Source organism: Rhizorhabdus phycosphaerae, from assembly GCF_011044255.1.
GTDB classification, from domain to species: Bacteria; Pseudomonadota; Alphaproteobacteria; order Sphingomonadales; family Sphingomonadaceae; genus Rhizorhabdus; species Rhizorhabdus phycosphaerae.
The window spans coordinates 192,415-212,129 of the sequence record NZ_CP049107.1 but is presented as its reverse complement, the minus strand read 5'-3'; the positions used below and the strand labels follow the sequence as shown (position 1 = coordinate 212,129).

Genomic DNA, 19,715 nt, shown 5'->3' with positions numbered 1-19,715 from the left:
CGCTCAAAAAGAGCCTGTTCGGCGTCGTGGAAATGCAATAGCAATCCTCCATTCTTCGGTCGCAGCAGGGGCGCGACGCGCAAGAGGGGGCACATATGGCGACCAAGGCATCCGATCTCTTCATCCAATGTCTGGAGGAAGAGGGCTGTGAATATATCTTCGGCGTTCCCGGCGAAGAAAATCTCGACATGCTGGACAGCCTGTCCCGCTCCAAGAAGATCAAGCTGATCCTCACGCGGCACGAACAGGGTGCCGGCTTCATGGCAGCCACCTATGGGCGCCACACCGGCAAGACCGGGGTTTGCATGGCGACGCTCGGGCCGGGTGCGACCAATTTCGTGACCGCGGCGGCCTATGCCCAGCTCGGCGGCATGCCGATCCTGATGGTGACCGGCCAGAAGCCGATCAAGAAGTCCAAGCAGGGCCGCTTCCAGATACTCGAAGTCGTCGAGATGATGAAGCCGATCACCAAATTCACGCATCAGCTCGCCTCGGCCGACAATATTCCGAGCCGCATCCGCGAGGCCTATCGCCTGGCCGAAGAAGAAAAGCCGGGCGCGACCCATATCGAGTTTCCCGAGGACATCGCCGACGAGCATACCGACTCGCGTCCGTTGAAGGCCTCGCTCGCGCGGCGCCCTGAGGCCGAGGACAAGGCCGTGCGCGCTGCGGTGAAGATGATCGAGGACGCGAAATCGCCGATCCTCGTCATCGGCGCCGGTGGCAACCGCAAACAGACCGGCCGGATGCTGCTCCAGTTCATCGAGAAGACCGGAATCCCCTTCGTCACCACCCAGCTGGGCAAGGGCGTGATTGACGAATGCCATCCGAAGTTCCTCGGCTGCGCGGCGCTGTCCGCCGGCGACTTCGTCCACCGGTCGATCGAGCATGCCGACCTGATCATCAATGTCGGCCATGACGTGATCGAAAAACCGCCCTTCTTCATGCAGAATGGCGGAACTCCGGTCATCCATGTCAGCTCGAAGACCGCAGAGGTAGACCCCGTCTATTTCCCGCAGGTCGAGGTGATCGGCGACATCGCCAACGCGATCTGGAAGATGCAGAAGGACATCGTCCCCTCGGGCCGGTGGAATTTCGACTTCATGCATAAGGCCCGCCAGGCCGAGGTCGCCCACACCGAGTCGCTCGAAGACGACACCCGCTTCCCGATCTTCCCGCCCCATCTGGTGCGCGAAGTGCGCAAGGCGATGCCCGCCGACGGCATCATCTGCCTCGACAATGGCGTCTACAAGATCTGGTTCGCCCGCAACTATCCGGCACGCCAGCAGAACACCGTGCTGCTCGACAATGCGCTGGCGACGATGGGCGCGGGTCTGCCGTCGGCCATGGCTTCGGCGATGGTCTATCCCGACCGCAAGATCATGGCGATCTGCGGCGACGGCGGCTTCATGATGAACAGCCAGGAGATGGAGACGGCGGTCCGGCTCGGGCTGAACCTCACCGTCCTGATCCTCAACGACAACAGCTACGGCATGATCCGCTGGAAGCAGGCGAATATGGGCTTCAAGGATTGGGGCCTGACCTACAACAACCCGGATTTCGTCAAATATGCCGAAAGCTACGGTGCCGACGGCTATCGCGTCGAGAGCGCCGAGCATCTGACGCAATTGCTCAAGAAATGTCTCGATACGCCAGGCGTGCATCTGATCGATTGTCCGGTGGACTATTCGGAGAACGACCAGATTCTCAACAAGGACATCAAGACGTTGAGCAAGCAGCTTTCCTGACGGCCGGCCCCGTCATCGCCGCAGGCGATGGGCGGGGCGCCCGATGACCCGAATGGACGGACCACTGCGATGAAGCTCAAGGACACCTACCCCCTGTACCTCGCCAACGAGGCGCAGCAGCCGAACACCGACCTGAAGGTGACCGACAAGTTCACCGGCGAGGTCGCGACGCGGGTTGCGCTGGCCGACGCCAAGACGATCGACGCGGCGATCGGCTGGGCGGTGAAGGCCGCCGAGCCTATGGCGAAGATGGCGAGCTATGAGCGCCAGGCCGTGTTGCAGCACTGCGTCGACCGCTTCACCGAACGGAAGGACGAACTGGCCTATGCGCTGTGCATCGAGGCCGGCAAGCCGATCAACGACTCGCGCGGCGAAGTCGGACGGCTGATCGACACCTTCCGGATCGCGGCCGAGGAATCGGTCCGCATGACCGGCGAGGTCCAGCCGCTCGACATCAGCCCACGCGCCAAGGGCTATCAGGGCATCTGGAAGCGCGTGCCGATCGGCCCCTGCTCCTTCATCTCGCCGTTCAACTTCCCGCTGAACCTGGCCGCGCACAAGGTGGCGCCAGCCATCGCGGTCGGCTGCCCCTTCGTCATGAAGCCGGCAAGCCGGACGCCGCTCGGCGCGATCATCATGGGCGAGGTGCTCGCCGAGACCGACCTGCCCAAGGGCGCTTTCTCGATCCTGCCTGCATCGCGCGACGGGGCCGATCTTTTCACCACCGACGATCGCCTGAAACTGCTGTCCTTCACCGGATCGCCCGATGTGGGCTGGGACCTGAAGGCCCGCGCCGGCAAGAAGAAGGTCGTGCTGGAACTCGGCGGCAATGCTGCCGTCGTCATCGATTCCGATGCCGATCTCGATGACGCCGTAGCGCGCGTGGTCTTCGGCGCTTTCTACCAGTCGGGTCAGTCGTGCATCGGCGTGCAGCGCATCCTGGTCCACGACGCTATCTATGACGCGTTCAAGGAGAAGCTGGTCGCCAAGACGAAGACGCTGATCGCCGGCAATCCGCACGACGAGAAGACCTTCGTTGGACCGATGATCGACGTCAAGGAAGCCGAACGGCTCGATGGATGGGTTCAGGAGGCGACCGCCAAGGGTGCGACCCTGCTCTGCGGCGGCGGTCGCGACGGCGCGATGCTCGAGGCGACCTTGCTCGAAGGCGTGTCGCCGGACACCAAACTCAACCGCGAAGAAGCTTTCGGGCCGGTCGCCTTCCTGATCCGCTTCAGCGAATGGAGGGAAGCGCTCGACATCGTCAACGACTCCAAATTCGGGCTGCAGGCAGGCATCTTCACCCGCGACATCTTCAAGATCCTCGACGCCTGGGACGACCTCGACGTGGGCGGTGTCGTGGTCAACGACGTGCCTAGCTACCGGGTCGACAACATGCCCTATGGCGGGGTCAAGGATTCGGGTCTCGGACGCGAGGGCGTGCGCTTCGCGATGGAGGACATGACCGAGATCCGGAACCTCGTCATCCGGCGGCGACCGCACTGACAAGCGTTTGAATGATTGCACTTTGAACGCGAAAGAGAGATACGTCACGGCATCGTGATCGCCCAGGGGCAAATGGTGGCGTAACGAAGGGGCATCGGCAGTTAGGGAGCGCCGAATTGGGGGGTAAAGTCTCGAGCAGACTGTCCGTCATGTACGGACTGGTCGTGGCGGGTATCCTCGCCGTGGCGGCGCTTGCCTTCGGCATAAGCGGTGCAGCAGAGCGTGCCGTTGCCGCTTCCGCGTCCCCCGCTACTGCCACCGTTCACATGGGCGTGGCGTCCTGCTCCGGCTCGACCTGCCATGGCCGCAGCGAGCCGACGGGCAAGGTCGTCCGCCAGGACGAGATCCTTATCTGGCAGAACAGTTCGAGCAGCACCGGCGCGCACAGCCGTGCCTTCGCCGTGCTCGCCTCTTCGCGCGGCCAGGCCATTGCCGCGAAGATGGGGATAGGCTCCGCGACCTCCGCCGCCGAATGCCTTGGTTGCCATGCCGACCCTGCCCCCGCCGGTGCGCGCGGTCCGCGCTGGCAGGTCAGCGACGGCGTCGGCTGCGAGGGCTGTCATGGAGCGTCGCAAAACTGGCTCTCCAGCCATTATGCCGTCGGCCAGACCCATGCTTCGAATGTCGCCAAGGGGCTCTACCCGCTTGATCAGCCCCGCGCACGCGCCGAAAAGTGCCTGGACTGCCATCTCGGCAGCGACCGTCCCGGCCAGTTCGTCTCGCACCGGATCATGGCAGCGGGACATCCGCGCGTGTCCTTCGAGGTCGATCTCTTCTCGGCGCTCCAGCAGCATCATGACGAAGACGCAGACTATGTCCGGCGCAAGTCGCGCATGGACAATGTCCAGCTCTGGGCCGTCGGCCAGGCGTCTGCAGTCAGCCGTATCACCAGCCTGTTCGCCAATCCGCGCCTCGGCAGCGACGGCGTCTTCCCGGAAATCTATTTCTTCGACTGCCACAGCTGCCACCGGCAGATCGTCGACGGGCCAAATGGAAAGGCCAATTGGGTCGCCAACCCCGGGCGCCCCATCCCGTCGGGCATGCCGCCGTTCAACGACGAGAACATGATCATGCTCTCGGCAGCTTCGAAGGTGCTGTCGCCGGGAGCGGCGGGCAAGTTCGATGCGGCATCGCGGAGCTTCCATGCCGCGCTCGCGAAGGACCGGACGAGCGCCGTCGCTGCGGCGCGCACGCTCGGCAGCGCGGCGTCTGCGCTGGCCGACAGCCTGTCGCGCAGCCCGATCTCTTCCTCGCAGACTTTCGCGATCGTCGATGCCATCGCGGGAGAGACCGTGGCCCCGCGCTTCACCGACTATGAGGGCTCCGCGCAGGCGGTGATGGCGCTCGACACGCTGCTGAACGGGCTGGTCCGCCAGGGCCATGTCAGCGAAGCCCGGGCCAAGTCGGCCCGTGGCGCCATCGACCGGGCATATAAGGCTGTCGGCAACAGCAATGCCTATAAGCCGGCAGAATTCCGCGCCGCTCTCGGCCAGGCCGCTGCGGCGATCAGGGCTCTCAAATGATGCTTCGTTCCCGTTCGGTAGCCGCTCTCACCAGCCTCGCCTTCGTCCTTGCTTCCTGCGGCGGTGGCGGCGGTGGCAGCGCCCCGACACCCACGCCGACCCCGACGCCCACGGACAGCCGCCTTTACGCCGCGCCCGTCCAGGAATCGCTCACGGCGGCCGATGTGCAGAAGGTGCTGGCCCAGGCGATCGAGGAAGCGCTCGCCCGCAACAAGCCTTCGGTGATCGCGATCACCGATCGCGTCGGCAATGTCCTCGCGGTCTATCAGATGACCGGCGCGCCGACGGTATTTATGGCCAAGACGACCCACCGCGTCGTGACGCCGACCGACGTCGAAGGGCTTGTGATCAATGGCTCCCCAGCCGCCAATCCGCTGGCGGCCGGTGCGATCGCCAAGGCCATCACCGGCGCTTATCTATCCTCGTCGGGCAATGCCTTTTCGACCCGCACCGCGAGCTTCATCGTTCAGGAACATTACCCGCCAGGAAACAATCAGTTGGCGGCCGGCCCGCTGTTTGGCGTGCAGTTCAGCCAGCTCCCCTGCTCCGATTTTGCCAGCCGCTACAAGGCCGCAGGCGGTGCTGCCGCACTGATCGGCCCCAAACGTTCGCCGCTTGGCCTTGCCGCCGATCCCGGCGGTTTCCCGCTCTATAAGAATGGCGTCGTGGTCGGCGGCATCGGCGTGATGTCCGACGGGCTCTATGGCTATGACCCCAATGTCGATGACATCGACACCGACGACGACGAGTATATCGCGACGGCGGGCACTATCGGCTTCGAGGCGCCCGAGGCGATCCGCGCCAATAATATCCAGGCGGTGGTACAGCTTCGCTACAGCGATGCATCGACCCCGAATTTGAAATCGAACCCCAGTGCCGCCCGCGCCTTCTCCGCCTTCGCCGGAACGGCAACCGGGTCGCTCGTTTCCATCCCGGGCTACTATGCGCAGGGGGTGACCCCGACGATTCTCGCCGGCGTCGCTTATGGCTCGGAAGCGTCGGGCTATCGGCCGGTTACCGCCGCCGAGCGCAGCGCCGGCACCACGGTCGACAATGTCGACGCCTATATCCTGACGGACGGGAACGGCAGCAATCGCTACCCCGTGCGCGGCGGTACCGATGGTGCGGAAGTCTCAAATCCGCTCACCACTGCCGAAGTAAAGGCGGTGATCGAAGAAGCCTTCAAGGTGATGAGCCGGGCCCGGGCGCAGATCCGCAAGCCGCTCGACAGCCGGGCACAGGTCACCATCTCCATCGTGGATACGCGCGGGTCGATCCTCGCCATGGCACGGTCGCCCGACGCGCCCGTGTTCGGCACCGATGTCTCGCTGCAAAAGGCACGAACGGCGGCCTTCTTCTCGGGTTCGCATGCGGCGCCGGACCTGCTGGGCAATCCCAGCAGCGATGTGCAGTCCTTCGTGCAGAAGGTCCGCACCTTCCTCAACGATCCGCAGGCTTTGACCGGCAAGACGGCCTTTGCCGACCGGTCCGGCGGCAATCTGTCGCGCCCCTTCTTCCCGGACGGCGAAGTCGATCGCCCCAACGGCCCGCTGTCTCGCCCCCTCAATCAGTGGAGCCCCTTCTCGACCGGGCTTCAGAGCGCGCTGATCTTCACCAATCTGGCGCAACATCTCGGCTTCGTGCTGGGCGCATCGGCTCAGGACACGCGGCAGCGCTGCACCTTTTCGCCCGACGTCTCCGGCGCGTCGCAGAACCGCCTCCAGAACGGCATCCAGATCTTTCCGGGCTCGGTGCCGATCTATCGCGGCAACACGCTGGTCGGCGCGATCGGCGTTTCGGGCGACGGCATCGATCAGGACGACATGATCTCCTTCCTGGGCCTCCACAATGGCGGCGCACGCGTGGGCAGCGTCGGTAACGCGCCCAAGGACATTCGCGCGGACCAGATCGTCGTGGCGATCGGCGCCGGCGTCAGGCTGCGCTATGTGAACTGCCCGTTCGCCCCCTTCCTCGACACGTCCGATCAGGACGTCTGCGGCGGCAAATGATGGCAGCGGCGCTATCCACCCTCCTGCTTCAGGCCGCGGCGCTGGCTTCGGCAGCGCCGGACAGCGGCAACACCATGGCCCCCGCTTCGACGACGGAGGGGACCAGCGGCGCCAGCGACGAACGCCTTCTGGCAACACCCTCGGCCGTTTCGCCCGACCAGCCCGGCACGACCGTCGATGACGCGCTGATCGATGGGCGCCGCCGCCCCGGCTATGTCCAGACGCTCCCGCCCGCAGTGAAGCAGGAGAATGTCGGCGCGGTGGCAGCGCCCCCGCCCGAGGCCTTCCCGACCGACCAGTTCCCGATCCCCGACCGCTGGCGTCTGGTGAAGGCGCTGTGCCCGGACAAGAATTTCGTTGGGTTGCAGGCGACCTGCCATTCACCCTTCGATCCCTATCACCAGAATGGCCTGAAAGGCGACCGGCCGGTCCAGCTCGACAAGAAGCCCTTCTTCCTGCCGATCACCGGAGACGACTGGTTCTTCGGCCTCAACGGCGTGTCGGACACGGTCGTCGAGCCCCGCTCCTTCCCTACCCCGGTCGCAGACCAGACCAGCTCCTATCCGGGTGCGATCGACACATTCGGTCGTCAGAAGAGCCTGGTCCTGGCGCAGACCTTCATCCTCGGCGCCGGCCTGACCAAGGGGTCTACCGCCTACAAGCCACCGGACGTCGAGTACCGCATCGCGCTCGCCTATCAGGTCAATTACGTCAACGTGGAGGAACGGCGCGTCCTGCACGTCGAATCCACTCGGCCATCGCACCGCACCGACAGCTTCCTCGGCCTGCAGGAACTGTTCGTCGACAAGCATCTGGGCAACCGCTCGGACCGCTTCGACTTCGACTCGATCCGCATCGGCATCCAACCGTTCAACTTCGACTTCCGCGGTTTCCTGTTCCAGGACAACCAGTTGGGCGTGCGCCTGTTCGGCAACCGCGACAACAACCGCTACCAATATAATGTCGCGCTGCTCTGGCGGCTCGAGAAGGACACGAACAGCGGCCTGAACGACATCACGCGCCGCCCGCGCAACGATTATGTCTTTCACAGCAACCTGTTCGTCCAGGATTTCCCGATACCGGGCCTGACCTCGCTTGCCTCGTTCACCGCCAACTGGAACCGGGACACGCGCCGTGTGACCGACCATAATGGCTTTCCGACGCGCCCGGCCCTGCTGGGGGACCAGCGTCCGCGCGAATATGACGTCTATTATGTGGGCTACAGCCTCGACGGACGGCTGAAGCGGTTCAACCTGTCGAGCACGATCTATGGCGCGTTCGGCAAGGACCGGAACAGCTTCTTCACCTCGCGCCCGGCCAAGATCCGTTCGCTCTTCGCAGCGGCCGAGCTCAGCTATGATCTCGACTGGATCCGCATCCGCGGCTCCGGCCTGTTCACCTTGGGCGACGGCGATCCCAAGGACAATACCGAGAACGGCTTCTCGGCGATCTTCGAAAATCCGATCTTCGCCGGCGCCGATACCAGCTACTGGATCCGCCAGGCGGTCCCCTTCGCGGGCGGCGGCGTCAATGTCTCGATCTCGCCGCGCAACGGCCTGATCAACGACTTGCGCACGACGAAGGAAGAGGGCCAGTCCAATTTCAACAATCCGGGCACGATGCTGCTCGGCGTCGGCGCGGATTTCGACCTCGCACCGCAACTGCGCCTGTCGACCAATCTCAACCGGCTTTGGTTCGAGAATACGGCGACGCTGCGTGAGCTGCGCAACGAGGGCAGCATTCCAAAGTCGATCGGATGGGACCTTTCCGGCGCGCTCATCTGGCGCCCGTCGATGATCCAGAACGTGGTCTTCCGCCTGTCGGGCGCGGTTCTCGATCCGTCGAAGGGCTTTGCGGACCTGTTCACCAATTCACGCGGGGACAACCGATATTATTCGGTGCTGTTCAACGCGATCCTGACCTACTGAGGACGTACATGGGGGCTTTGGGATCGATGGTCACGATGCGATGGGCGGCTCGCGGCGCATTGGCGCTGGCGGCGGCGGTCGCCGCGATGGTCTCGCTCCCCTCAGTGGCGCCCGCTTCGGAAGGCGAAAAGCCCGTCGCGCGGGTCTATCCCAAATTCGGAGACGCCCCGCGCACGCAGGACTGGACCCAGGCCGATGCCAAGAGCGACGGCTGCATTTCCTGTCACACGGCGAGCGATCGCAAGACGATGCACCAGACCGAGGCGGTCGTGCTCGGTTGCGTCGACTGCCATGGCGGCGATGCTTCGGTACGGGTGCAGCCGGGACTGCAGGTGGCCGATTCGGCCTATGTCCAGGCGCGCGACAAGGCGCACGTCCTGCCCAAATATCCCAAGGGCTGGCATTGGCCTTCGTCCGCCAATCCCAAGCGCAGCTACACGCTGCTGAACAAGGAAGCGCCCGAATATATCCGCTTCGTCAATCCGTCGGACTATCGCGTCGCGCGTCAGGCCTGTGGCGCCTGCCATAACGAGATCATCCAGGCGGCCGAACGCTCGCTGATGTCCACCGGCGCGATGCTGTGGGGCGGCGGCGCCTATAACAACGGCATCGTTCCCTATAAGAACTACCTGTTCGGCGAGGCCTATACCTCGGACGGCCAGCCCGCGCAGATCAAGTCGCCCGGCAGCCCGGTCGGCACGGTGACGCCCGAGCAGAAGGCGCGCGGCGCCCTGCCGGTCATGTATCCGCTGCCCACCTGGCACGTGATCCCACCCGGCGACATCTTCCGCGTGTTCGAGCGGGGCGGACGGACGATCAACAGCACATTCGCCGAAATCGGCCTGCCGAACATCAGCGGCAACATCCAGCGGCTCGAGGAACCGGGCCGGCCCGACCTCAAACAGTCGAACCGTGGCCCGGGCACCGGCCTGCGCGTCGCGATCCCGGTCCTCAACATCCACAAGACGCGCCTCAACGACCCCTTCATGTGGTTCATGGGCACCAACGATCAGCCTGGCGATTATCGCAATTCGGGCTGCGCCGGTTGCCACGTCGTCTATGCGAACGACCGCGAACCGAAGCACAGCCTGATCTATGCCAAATATGGTCGGGACGGGCAGACCGCGACGGTCGACCCGACGATCAAGGACAAGCTCGAACCGGCAGGCGACGGTCATGGCGAAGAGCATGGCGGCGGCGGCCATCATGGTGCCCCCTCGCCCGATCATGACCGGGACGGGCATGGCGACGGCGCCTCGCACGATGCCAAGGGCATTGCGGGCCATCCGGTGGGCCCGATGAAGGAAAAGGGCCACCCGATCCAGCACGCCTTCACCAAGGCGATCCCAACCGCCCAGTGCATGAACTGCCACATGCACCAGCCGAACATCTTCCTGAACAGCTATCTCGGCTACACGATGTGGGACTATGAGTCCGACGCGCCGCTGATGTGGCCGGAGAAGCAGAAGAATCCGACCATCGCCGAGCGCCATGCGGTGCACGAGCGCAATCCAGAGGCTGCGGCCGCGATCGGCAAATGGGGCGATCTCGACTTCCTGCGCAACGTCTATGACGACGTGAACCCGAAGGCGAAGGACACCCAGTTCGCCGACTATCACGGCCATGGCTGGAACTTCCGCGCGATCTACAAACGCGACCGCGAGGGCAATCTGCTCGACGCCGACGGCAAGATCGTGTCGCCCGACGACCCCGAGAAGTTCCGGAAGAACGGCACCGGCATGTTCGCCGAGATCGGCGAACAGAAGGGCAAGGCGGTCCACATGATGGACATCCACGCCGAAAAGGGCCTGCAGTGCGCCGACTGCCACTTCGCGCAGGACAGCCATGGCAATGGGCTGATCTATGGCGAAGTGGCCAATGCGGTCGAGATCGGCTGCAAGGACTGCCATGGCACCCCCGACGCCTTCCCCACCCTGCGGACGTCCGGCCCTGCGGCGCCTCCGGGCGGCACCGACCTGTCGCTGCTGCGCAACCAGGATGGCAAGCGCCGCTTTGAATGGACGGTCGACGCCAATGGCGAACGCGTCCTGATCCAGCGGTCGATCGTCGATCCCAAGCTCGAGTGGAAGGTCTCGCTGGTCCGGGAGTCGGTCGACCGGTCGAGCGCCTATTTCAATCCCCTCGCGGCCCGCTCCAAGCTGATGGGCAAGGCCGGCGTCGAGACCGGCAAGTTCAGCTGGGGCCCCGGCATCGCGCCCGAGGACCGCGCACACAACGCCGACAATATGGCCTGCTTCACCTGCCATCTGTCCTGGACGACGTCGTGCGGCGGCTGCCACCTGCCGATCGAGGCCAACTGGAAGACGACCACGCACAAATATGAGGGCGTCGAGACGCGCAACTTCGCAACCTACAACCCACAGGTGGCGCGCGACGAGATGTTCCAGCTGGGCATCCACCAGACCACCAAGGGCAACATCATCGCCCCGATCCGGTCGACATCCGCGCTGGTCCTCTCCTCGACCAACCTGAACCGCGAGCGGATCTACATCCAGCAGCCGCCGATCTCCTCGGCCGGCTATTCGAGCCAGGCCTTCGCGCCGCATTTCCCGCACACGGTCCGCAAGACCGAGACGAAGCGCTGCACCGACTGCCACCTGTCGCAGGACGACGATAACAATGCGATCATGGCGCAGCTCAACCTGCTCGGAACGAACTTCGTCAATTTCGTCGGCATGAACGCCTGGACCGGTCTGGAAAAGGGCATCGAGGCGATCCGCGTCACCGAATGGAGCGAGCCGCAGGCGGTGATCGGCTCCTATCTCCACAAATATGCCTATCCCGACTGGTACAAGCAGCATCTGTCGCATGATCGCGAGCTGATCGAGTGGGTTCGCGGGACGCGCTTCGGCAAGAAGCTGTCGGGCGAACCCGACGCGGTCGAGGAATTTGCCAACACGCACCATCCGACCGGCGGCGCGGCCCGCTGTGTCCAGCTTCGCGGCGAATATTTCTTCGTAGCCGAGGGCAAGGGCGGTTTCCGCGTCTATGACGTCGCCTCGATCGCCAACAAGGGCACCTCGCAGCGCATCCTGACCGCGCCCTTCTCGCCGCTCGGGCAGGACACGCATGTCGCCAGCAACAACGCGACCTGCATGGCGCTGCCCACCGGCCAGCCCATCTCGACCGAGCGCAACGATCACATCGTCAAATATTACCCCGAGAACCAGGAACAGAAGATGGGCGAGATTTATCGCTACGCCTTCGTGACGGACTCGGTGGAAGGCCTGATCGTCGTCAATGTCGAGACGCTGGCCGACGGCGAACCGCGCAACAACTTCCTGAAGCGTACGGTGACCTGGAACGCCAACAACGTCCTGGCCGGCGCGCGCCACATCACGCTGGGCGGCAACTATGCCTATATCACCGCCAATGTCGGCCTGGTCGTCGTCGACCTGAATGATCCCAAGGCGCCCAAGCTGGCCACGACCATCCCGCTGCGAGACGCGCGGGCTTCGGCGCTGCAGTTCCGCTATCTGTGGGTCACCACCGCCGACGGCCTGCAACTGGTCGACGTCACCCATCTCGAACGGCCGGTGCTGGTGCCCGACGCGACCGTGCCGCTGGCGAACGCGCAGCGTGTCTATCTGGCGCGCACTTACGCCTATGTGGCCGCCAAGCAGGATGGTCTCGTGATCGTAGACATCACCCGTCCTCTCAAGCCGAAGATCTACCAGAAGGTCAGCTTCGACGGACGCCTGAACGACGCCGAGGACGTCATCGTCGGTACGACCAATGCGTCGCTCTTCGCCTATGTCGCCGACGGGCGGAACGGTCTGAAGGTGCTGCAGCTGACTTCTCCGGACAGCCAACCGAATTTCTACGGCTTCTCGCCCGCGCCGAAGCCCGAGTTGATTGCCTGGGCAAAGACGCCGACCCCGGCCCTGTCGCTGTCCAAGGGTCTCGACCGCGACCGCGGCGTCGACGAGAGCGGCAACCAGATTGCGATCTTCGGCCGCATCGGATCGCGCCCGTTCAAGCGCAACGAGATGGAGAAGCTCTATCTCAACTCGAAGGGCGTCCCCTGGAAGGTCAGCGATGTCGCCGATCTGAACGATTATGTTCCGAACAGGACGCTGGCGAAGCGCTGAGGTTTCGCGCCCCTATCGCCTGAACGCCCAGCCGCCGCCTCGAGAGACTCAGGCGCGCGGATGGGCGTTGCGATAGACGTCCATCAGATGTGCGGTGTCGACGCCCGTATAGACCTGCGTCGAAGACAGGCTTGCATGGCCCAGCAACTCCTGCAGCGACCGCAGATCGGCGCCGCGGCCAAGCAGATGCGTGGCGAAGCTGTGGCGCAGTGCATGCGGCGTGGTCTTCTCGTCGAGGCCGAGCCGCACGCGAGCGGCCCTCACCGCGCGGCGGATGAGTTCGGGGGCCAGCGGCCCTCCCCTCGCGCCACGAAAAAGCGGTGCGTCCCGGCTGATCCCATGGGGGCATAGCCGGACATAGAGCTCGATCGCCTCGCACACCGGAGGCAGCAGCGGCACGACGCGGGTCTTGCCGCGCTTGCCGGTGACCTGAATAGCGTCGCCAATGGGCAGGATCGAGCCGGTCAGGCCGACCGCCTCTCCGATGCGCAGTCCGGCCCCGTAGAGCAACAGCAGCACCGCCTGGTCGCGCGCAGCGATCCAGGGCGCCGACGCAGAGTCCGCCGCATCTTCGACGATGTCCTGTACGTCGCCGGGGGCGATCGGGCGGGGCAGCCCCTTCTTCGTCCGGGGGCCGCGTATGTTCACCCGCTTCGACGAGCCCGAGACCTCGCCCACATAAGCGAGGAAGGCGCGAACGGCCGAGAGTTCCCGTGCGGCAGAGATATTGGCAAGCCCATCCGAACGGCGCTCGGCAAGAAAGCCCCGCAGGTCGCCACGCTCGAGCCCGGCCAGCGCGCTCGCGTCGACCGGCCGGCCGAAATGCTGCCCGAGAAAAGCGATCAGCCGATGCGCCGTCGCGACATAGGCGCGAACCGTATGCACAGAGCGGCGGCGATCGCGCAAAAGATGCTCACCCCATTGGGCCGCGAGCAACCGCGCGGGATGATCCTCGAGGGAAGCGAATGTCCGCATGTGCCGAGCATAGGCCCAGCCGGGACGTCAGGGAAGCAGCCAGCGTGCAACCAGGCGTGACAGCATCGCGCCGAGGAAACCGAGAAGCTCCGACCCAGCACGGTTGTCGAATCCCATCGGCCGGCGCTGACCGAGTGCAAGAATGCCGCCCGGCAAAGGGCCGTCTCCCGGCAGCCGGATCAACGCTTCGGCGCGAATGAGCTCGGACGCCGGCCCGAACAGGGGATGTCCCCGGTCGACGCCGCGCATGACGACCGCATCCACGCCCTCGATCGACCGCTCGATGAGGCGCCGTTCGACGAACTGGACACCCGAAGCATCGGCCCGCACGCCGGCGTCCTCGACGAACAAGGCCATGGAAACCGCGTCCAAGCCCAATATGTCGGGCCAGTTCTGCGTGACGATGTGAATGAGGTGATCGAGGCTTCCCGCCTCGGTCGCTGCCAGCACGGCTGCATGGATCGAGGAAACCGCGCCGGAATGGCCGCGGGCAAAGGCGATGAGGTCCTGATTGGCCTCTTCGACCTCGGCTACCCGCCTTTTGAGCGACGCCATCGCGCCGACTTCGAAGTCGATCACGCTTCCCATGGCCGCAGTCTAACCGACAATGGTTAACGCACAATGGCGATAGCGCGATTTCGCATGTCCGTAAGGGAAGTGCTGCTTTTGAAAGACTGGCAGCACGTTGCTCAATGCCCGGCCTTCTGCTGCTCCCACTGCCGGAATTTCTGTACCATGCAACCGGTCATCCCGCCGGCACCGGAGGCGGAACAGGAGCCGATGCCGCTGGCGCCCGCGTCGAGAAGGCGGTGCCGCTCACGCGAAACGCCTTCGACCGACATGTCCGAAAAATCGAAGCCGGGATCGCGCAACGCCTCGGGGATACGGTAGCGCTCGCTCCCCTGCCCGCGCCGACAGACCAGTATCTCACCGGCCTTGCCCCGCTGGCAGTCGGTCGCGGCGGCGATGGCCTTGTCGAGCGGCATCGCCGCCGGCGCGTCCGCCAGCAGAAGCAGGAGAGCGATCAGAGGATGCTCTGTCCGGTCTTCGCCCAGTCGGCCATGAAGCCCTGGATGCCCTTCTCGGTCAGCGGATGATTGAACAGCGCGCGGATGACCGAGGCAGGCGCGGTCATGACGTCGGCGCCGATCTTCGCGGATTCGAGCACATGCACGGGATGGCGGACGCTGGCGACGAGGATCTCGGTACCGAAATCATAATTGTCGTAGATCTGGCGGATGTCGGCGATCAGCTGCATGCCGTCGAAACCGATATCGTCATGGCGACCGACGAAGGGCGAGATGAATGCTGCGCCCGCCTTGCCGGCCAGCAGCGCCTGATTGGCCGAGAAGCAGAGCGTGACGTTGACCATCGTCCCGTCATCCGACAGCGCCTTGCAGGTCTTCAGGCCGTCGATCGTCAGCGGCACCTTGATGCAGACATTGTCCGCAATCTTCCGCAGGATCTCGGCTTCCTTCATCATCGTCGCATGGTCGAGCGCGACGACCTCGGCGGAAACGGGACCATCGACGATCTCGCAGATCTCGGCGATCACGTCGACGAACTGCTTGCCGGACTTGGCGATCAGCGACGGATTGGTGGTGACGCCATCGAGCAGTCCGGTCGCGGCCATCTCGGCAATGTCGGCGGTGTCTGCGGTATCGACGAAGAACTTCATGAAGTGCGGTCCCTTTGGATGAGCGGCTGTTGCCGACGCCTATAGCGATGCGGCCCGCCGCCGACTAGCTCTTCCCCGGCGTCCGGCTTCCCATTGCAGGGCCCGCCCGACCTCCCTATCCACGCGGGGATGGCCCGTGCCCATGTCCTCCTGCTCAATCCCGCCCTGGGCCCGCTCGATTATCGCACGGACCGCGAGCATCCGGTCGAACCGGGGAGCGTCGTACTTGCGCCGCTGGGCCCACGCCAGCTGGTGGGTGTGGTCTGGGAAGAGGAGACGCTGCCGTCGCACGACCAGGTCGGCGACAACCGGCTGCGGCCGCTGCTCGGCGTCTATGACGTGCCCCCGATCGCAGCACCGCTTCGGCGGCTCATCGAGTGGACCTCGAGCTATTATCTAGCCCCGCCCGGCGCCGTCCTCCGCATGGCGCTGCCCTCGTCGAGCGCGCTGGACGGTGCGCGGACGATCACCGAATATCGGGCGACGGGCGAGCGCCCCGGCCGGATGACGCCGCAGCGCGAACAGGCGCTCGACCGCATCGGTCAGCGCCAGGGATTGATCCGCGAGTTGGCGACGATCGCCGATGTCTCGGACGCCGTCATCCGCGGGCTCGTCAAGACGGGTGCGATCGAGGCGGTCGAGGTTTCGATCGACACGCCTTGGCCGGTTCCCGATCCCGATCATGCGCCACCGCATCTTTCCGACGAACAGCAGCTGGCAGCGGGCATGCTAGCCGATGCGGTCGTCGCGCGCGATTTCCATCCCTTCCTGCTCGACGGGATCACGGGGTCGGGCAAGACCGAGGTCTATTTCGAGGCGATTGCAGCGGCCCTGCGCGAGGATCGACAAACGCTTGTCCTGTTGCCCGAGATCGCTCTGACCGAACCCTTCCTCAAAAGGTTCGAGGCGCGCTTCGGGCATCTTCCGGTGGCCTGGCACAGCGAGCTGCGGCAATCCCAGCGGCGGCGCGCCTGGCGCGCCATCGCCAGGGGAGAGGCGCGCGTCGTGGTCGGCGCGCGCTCGGCGCTGTTCCTGCCCTATCGCAACCTGGGTCTGATCGTCGTCGACGAGGCGCACGAGACCAGCTTCAAGCAGGAGGACGGCGTCCTCTACCATGCACGCGATGTGGCCGTGATGCGCGCAAAGCTCGAGGCGATTCCGATCGTCCTCGCTTCGGCGACGCCCGCGATCGAGACGCGCCAGCAGGCGGCGATCGGCCGCTACACCGAGCTCAGGCTTACCTCGCGCCACGGCGTCGCGGAACTCCCGACGATCGAGGCGATCGACCTGCTGAGCGACCCGCCACCGCGCGGCCGCTGGATCGCACCGTCGCTGGTCCGCGCGCTGTCGGAACGGTTGGAACGCAAGGAACAGAGCCTCCTTTTCCTTAACCGCCGGGGCTATGCGCCGCTGACCCTGTGCCGTACCTGCGGGCACCGTTTCCAATGCCCCAACTGCACCGCGTGGATGGTCGAGCACCGTCTTCTCGGGCGCCTGCAATGCCATCATTGCGGCCATGTGATGGCGCCCCCGGCGGAATGCCCCGAGTGCAAGGACGAGGACAGCCTCGTCGCATGTGGGCCCGGCGTCGAGCGCATCGCCGACGAGGTGGCGATGCTCTTTCCCGAGGCCCGGATCGCCATCGCTACTTCCGACACGCTGTCGACGCCGGCGAAGGCGGCGGAGTTCGTCGAGCGGATGGAGGCGGGCGACATCGACGTCGTCGTCGGTACCCAGCTCGTGACCAAGGGCTATCATTTTCCGGAGCTGACCCTTGTCGGGGTCATCGACGCCGATCTGGGCTTGTCCGGCGGAGACCTCCGCGCCGCCGAGCGCAGCTTCCAGCAGATCGCGCAGGTCGCCGGCCGGGCAGGCCGCGGCGAGAAGCCCGGCCATGTCTATATCCAGACGCACTCGCCCAAGGCGCCGGTCATCCAGGCGCTGCTATCGGGCGACCCGCAAAGCTTTTACGAAGCCGAGACGGAGGCCCGCCGCATGGCAGAGGCGCCACCCTTCGGACGCTATGCCGCGATCATCATCTCATCGGAGAAGCTCGACGAAGCCACCGTGACCGCGCGATTGATCGGGCGCACCGCACCTGCTGTCGACGGGATGCATGTCTACGGCCCTGCGCCGGCGCCGCTGGCCATGCTGCGCGGACGCCACCGACAGCGCCTGCTCGTTCATGCCCGCCGCTCGCTCGACGTCCAGCAGGTCATTCGCGACTGGCTGGGCAACCTCGAATGGCCGCGCGGCGTGCGTGTGGCGGTCGATGTCGATCCCTACAGCTTCCTGTGAACAGCGCCGCCGGACGCCCCTTGAAGTTAGGGCCGCCAAGTGCTGAAACCCGTCCATGAAAGCCGGGGGCCTTTTCACCATTAGAATGATTCTGGCTGCGGCCGCTCTGATCGGGGCCGGCGTGCTGCTCGGCGATCCTGCCTTGGCCTCGACGGCGGGGCCGGCGCAAAGCGGCGCGCTCGACCGCGCGATGACGACGATCGCCAGCGACGGCCGCCCGCTGTCGCTGTCGCTCCAGATTCTCGTGCTGATGAGCCTGCTCACGGTTCTGCCGTCGCTGGTGCTGATGATGACGAGCTTCACCCGCATCATCATCGTGCTCTCTCTCCTCCGCCAGGCGCTGGGCCTTCAGCAGACACCGCCCAATCAGGTGCTGGTCGGGCTGTCGCTGTTCCTGTCGCTGTTCATCATGAAGCCTTCGATCGACCAGATGAATGCCACCGCCTTCAAGCCCTATGGCGCAGGTCAGATCACCATCGAGGAGGCGATCACCCGCAGCGGTTCGGTCCTGCACCGCTTCATGGTGCTGCAGACGCGCCAGACGGACCTGAAGCTGTTTGCCGACCTGGCCCGGGCGCCGCGTTTCGCCCGTCCGGCGGACATCCCTTTCTCGATCCTCCTGCCCGCCTTCGTGACCAGCGAATTGAAGACCGCGTTCCAGATCGGCTTCCTCATCTTTCTGCCATTTCTGATTATCGATCTCGTCGTGGCGTCGACGCTGATGTCGCTCGGCATGATGATGTTGTCACCCGCAATAATTTCGATGCCATTCAAGCTGTTGCTGTTCGTTCTTGTCGACGGATGGGCACTTACCATGGGCTCGCTCGCGGCGAGTTTCGCGACGTGACGGCGACGATCCACATGTTCGGGAGCGATCATGGATAGCGCTGCCTCCCCCGAATATTTCATCGGCGTCGCACAGCAGGCGATGTGGGTGCTGGCGCTGATTTCAACCCCCGTGCTGATCCCGGCGCTGATCGTCGGCATCCTGCTGGGCATGATCCAGGCCGCCACCTCGATCAACGAACAGACGTTGAGCTTCGTCCCCAAGTTGATCGTCGTCGGTGCGGCGCTTGCCATCTTCGGCGGTGCGATGCTGATGCTGCTGGCCGATTTCACCCGCGAGCTGTTCGCGCGGATACCGGACATGCTGCGGTGATACCCCAGGGCCTGGCCGGGGTCGAAACCCAGCTGTGGCTGTGGATGATCGCCATGATCCGCCCGGGTGCGGCATTCATCGCGGCGCCGGTTTTCGGCGCGCCGCAGGTGCCGGTCCAGATTCGCGCAGTAGTCGCGCTGGCGCTGGGCATCCCCGCCTTCGCGAGCACGCCCTTCGTGCTGCCTCTGGGCGGGATCGTCAGCATCGACGGCGTCTTCCTGGTCGCGGGTGAGGCCCTGATCGGGCTGGCCCTGGGCTTCGCGGTTCAGATCGGTTTCTCGACGGCGCTGCTCGCCGGGGAGGTCGTCAGCAATGCGATGGGCCTCGGCTTCGCGGCGATGATGGATCCCGCGACCGGCGCGACCTCGCCGGCCGTCTCGCAATATCTGTCCCTTCTCGCGATGTTCCTCTTCCTCGCCACCGGCGGTCATCTCCAACTGGCGGCGATTATCGTCGAGAGCTACCAGGCCCTGCCCCCGGGCCAGGGTGGCCTGGGCGGAAGCAGCATCCAGGGCCTCGTCCTGTTCGGTGGAGAGCTCTTCTCGGCGGGGCTGGCGATCGCCCTGCCCGTCGGCTTCGCGATCATCCTGGTCCAGCTCGTCATGGCGATGCTCGCACGCTCGGCACCGCAGATGAACATCTTCGCGGTGGGCCTCCCCGCGACGCTCATGGCGGGGATCGTCCTGATCGCAATCGCCTCCCCGGTGATGGCCGACGGCATCGCCTCCTCGCTCCAGCGCGGCCTCGCTGAGGCGCGCCTGCTCGCCGCCGGGAAATAG

14 protein-coding genes are annotated in these 19,715 nt (G+C 65.0%); 10 read left to right on the top strand and 4 right to left on the bottom strand.

Features of this window, described 5'->3' with window-relative positions; genetic code table 11:
• Positions 1-95: 95 nt before the first annotated feature.
• The 6 genes from G6P88_RS01065 (at position 96) to G6P88_RS01040 (ending at position 12,826) form a co-directional block, all read left to right on the top strand.
• Positions 96-1,748 carry an acetolactate synthase large subunit gene (locus G6P88_RS01065; RefSeq protein ID WP_165321433.1) on the top strand — a complete coding sequence of 551 codons (1,653 nt, stop codon included), beginning with the start codon at positions 96-98 and terminating at the stop codon, positions 1,746-1,748.
• 69 nt (positions 1,749-1,817) lie between these two features.
• Complete coding sequence (locus G6P88_RS01060) at positions 1,818-3,254, top strand: aldehyde dehydrogenase family protein (RefSeq protein ID WP_165321432.1); 1,437 nt, start codon at positions 1,818-1,820, stop codon at positions 3,252-3,254.
• A gap of 149 nt (positions 3,255-3,403) precedes the next feature.
• Positions 3,404-4,777: a multiheme c-type cytochrome gene (locus tag G6P88_RS01055; RefSeq protein WP_165321431.1), complete on the top strand. Its 1,374-nt coding sequence runs from the start codon at positions 3,404-3,406 to the stop codon at positions 4,775-4,777.
• Positions 4,774-6,786 carry a heme-binding protein gene (locus tag G6P88_RS01050; RefSeq protein WP_165321430.1) on the top strand — a complete coding sequence of 671 codons (2,013 nt, stop codon included), beginning with the start codon at positions 4,774-4,776 and terminating at the stop codon, positions 6,784-6,786. The genes G6P88_RS01055 and G6P88_RS01050 overlap by 4 nt, the downstream gene beginning before the upstream one ends.
• Positions 6,786-8,714, top strand: a complete 1,929-nt coding sequence (locus G6P88_RS01045; protein ID WP_226946805.1) for a hypothetical protein — start codon at positions 6,786-6,788, stop codon at positions 8,712-8,714. The genes G6P88_RS01050 and G6P88_RS01045 overlap by 1 nt, the downstream gene beginning before the upstream one ends.
• Positions 8,715-8,749: 35 nt before the next feature.
• Entirely contained in the window at positions 8,750-12,826 is a 4,077-nt protein-coding gene (locus G6P88_RS01040) for a multiheme c-type cytochrome (protein ID WP_165324820.1), read from the top strand.
• 48 nt (positions 12,827-12,874) lie between these two features.
• On the opposite strand, the gene G6P88_RS01035 is transcribed toward G6P88_RS01040, so the two are convergent.
• The 4 genes from G6P88_RS01035 to fsa form a co-directional block, all read right to left on the bottom strand.
• A complete protein-coding gene (locus G6P88_RS01035) occupies positions 12,875-13,801 on the bottom strand; it encodes a tyrosine recombinase XerC (RefSeq protein ID WP_165321429.1) in 927 nt (308 codons plus the stop codon).
• Between the two features lie 27 nt (positions 13,802-13,828).
• Complete coding sequence (locus G6P88_RS01030; RefSeq protein WP_165321428.1) at positions 13,829-14,389, bottom strand: DUF484 family protein; 561 nt, start codon at positions 14,387-14,389, stop codon at positions 13,829-13,831.
• A gap of 101 nt (positions 14,390-14,490) precedes the next feature.
• Entirely contained in the window at positions 14,491-14,787 is a 297-nt protein-coding gene (locus G6P88_RS01025) for a hypothetical protein (protein WP_165321427.1), read from the bottom strand.
• Positions 14,788-14,825: 38 nt separating this feature from the next.
• On the bottom strand, positions 14,826-15,479 hold the full coding sequence (gene fsa, locus G6P88_RS01020; protein ID WP_165321426.1) for a fructose-6-phosphate aldolase: 654 nt from the start codon (positions 15,477-15,479) through the stop codon (positions 14,826-14,828).
• A 129-nt stretch (positions 15,480-15,608) separates the two neighbouring features.
• On the opposite strand from fsa, the gene G6P88_RS01015 reads away from it, so the two are divergent.
• From G6P88_RS01015 to fliR, 4 genes are read left to right on the top strand one after another with little or no spacing between them, the layout of a single operon-like run.
• Positions 15,609-17,777, top strand: coding sequence for a primosomal protein N' (locus G6P88_RS01015; protein WP_165321425.1), 2,169 nt, complete (start codon positions 15,609-15,611; stop codon positions 17,775-17,777).
• 55 nt (positions 17,778-17,832) lie between these two features.
• Positions 17,833-18,624, top strand: coding sequence for a flagellar type III secretion system pore protein FliP (fliP, locus tag G6P88_RS01010; protein WP_226946672.1), 792 nt, complete (start codon positions 17,833-17,835; stop codon positions 18,622-18,624).
• A 30-nt stretch (positions 18,625-18,654) separates the two neighbouring features.
• Positions 18,655-18,936 carry a flagellar biosynthesis protein FliQ gene (fliQ, locus tag G6P88_RS01005; RefSeq protein ID WP_165321424.1) on the top strand — a complete coding sequence of 94 codons (282 nt, stop codon included), beginning with the start codon at positions 18,655-18,657 and terminating at the stop codon, positions 18,934-18,936.
• Positions 18,933-19,715, top strand: coding sequence for a flagellar biosynthetic protein FliR (gene fliR / locus G6P88_RS01000; RefSeq protein ID WP_165321423.1), 783 nt, complete (start codon positions 18,933-18,935; stop codon positions 19,713-19,715). The genes fliQ and fliR overlap by 4 nt, the downstream gene beginning before the upstream one ends.

Bases quoted from the DNA above. Each gene is read 5' to 3' on its own strand.
- G6P88_RS01015 (WP_165321425.1), top strand. From the start codon at position 15,609: ATGGCCCGTGCCCATGTCCTCCTGCTCAATCCCGCCCTGGGCCCGCTC.
- G6P88_RS01055 (WP_165321431.1), top strand. From the start codon at position 3,404: ATGTACGGACTGGTCGTGGCGGGTATCCTCGCCGTGGCGGCGCTTGCC.
- G6P88_RS01040 (WP_165324820.1), top strand. From the start codon at position 8,750: ATGCGATGGGCGGCTCGCGGCGCATTGGCGCTGGCGGCGGCGGTCGCC.
- fsa (WP_165321426.1), bottom strand. From the start codon at position 15,479: ATGAAGTTCTTCGTCGATACCGCAGACACCGCCGACATTGCCGAGATG.
- G6P88_RS01030 (WP_165321428.1), bottom strand. From the start codon at position 14,389: ATGGGAAGCGTGATCGACTTCGAAGTCGGCGCGATGGCGTCGCTCAAA.
- G6P88_RS01025 (WP_165321427.1), bottom strand. From the start codon at position 14,787: ATGCCGCTCGACAAGGCCATCGCCGCCGCGACCGACTGCCAGCGGGGC.
- fliQ (WP_165321424.1), top strand. From the start codon at position 18,655: ATGGATAGCGCTGCCTCCCCCGAATATTTCATCGGCGTCGCACAGCAG.
- G6P88_RS01065 (WP_165321433.1), top strand. From the start codon at position 96: ATGGCGACCAAGGCATCCGATCTCTTCATCCAATGTCTGGAGGAAGAG.
- G6P88_RS01045 (WP_226946805.1), top strand. From the start codon at position 6,786: ATGGCAGCGGCGCTATCCACCCTCCTGCTTCAGGCCGCGGCGCTGGCT.
- G6P88_RS01050 (WP_165321430.1), top strand. From the start codon at position 4,774: ATGATGCTTCGTTCCCGTTCGGTAGCCGCTCTCACCAGCCTCGCCTTC.
- G6P88_RS01035 (WP_165321429.1), bottom strand. From the start codon at position 13,801: ATGCGGACATTCGCTTCCCTCGAGGATCATCCCGCGCGGTTGCTCGCG.
- fliP (WP_226946672.1), top strand. From the start codon at position 17,833: ATGAAAGCCGGGGGCCTTTTCACCATTAGAATGATTCTGGCTGCGGCC.
- G6P88_RS01060 (WP_165321432.1), top strand. From the start codon at position 1,818: ATGAAGCTCAAGGACACCTACCCCCTGTACCTCGCCAACGAGGCGCAG.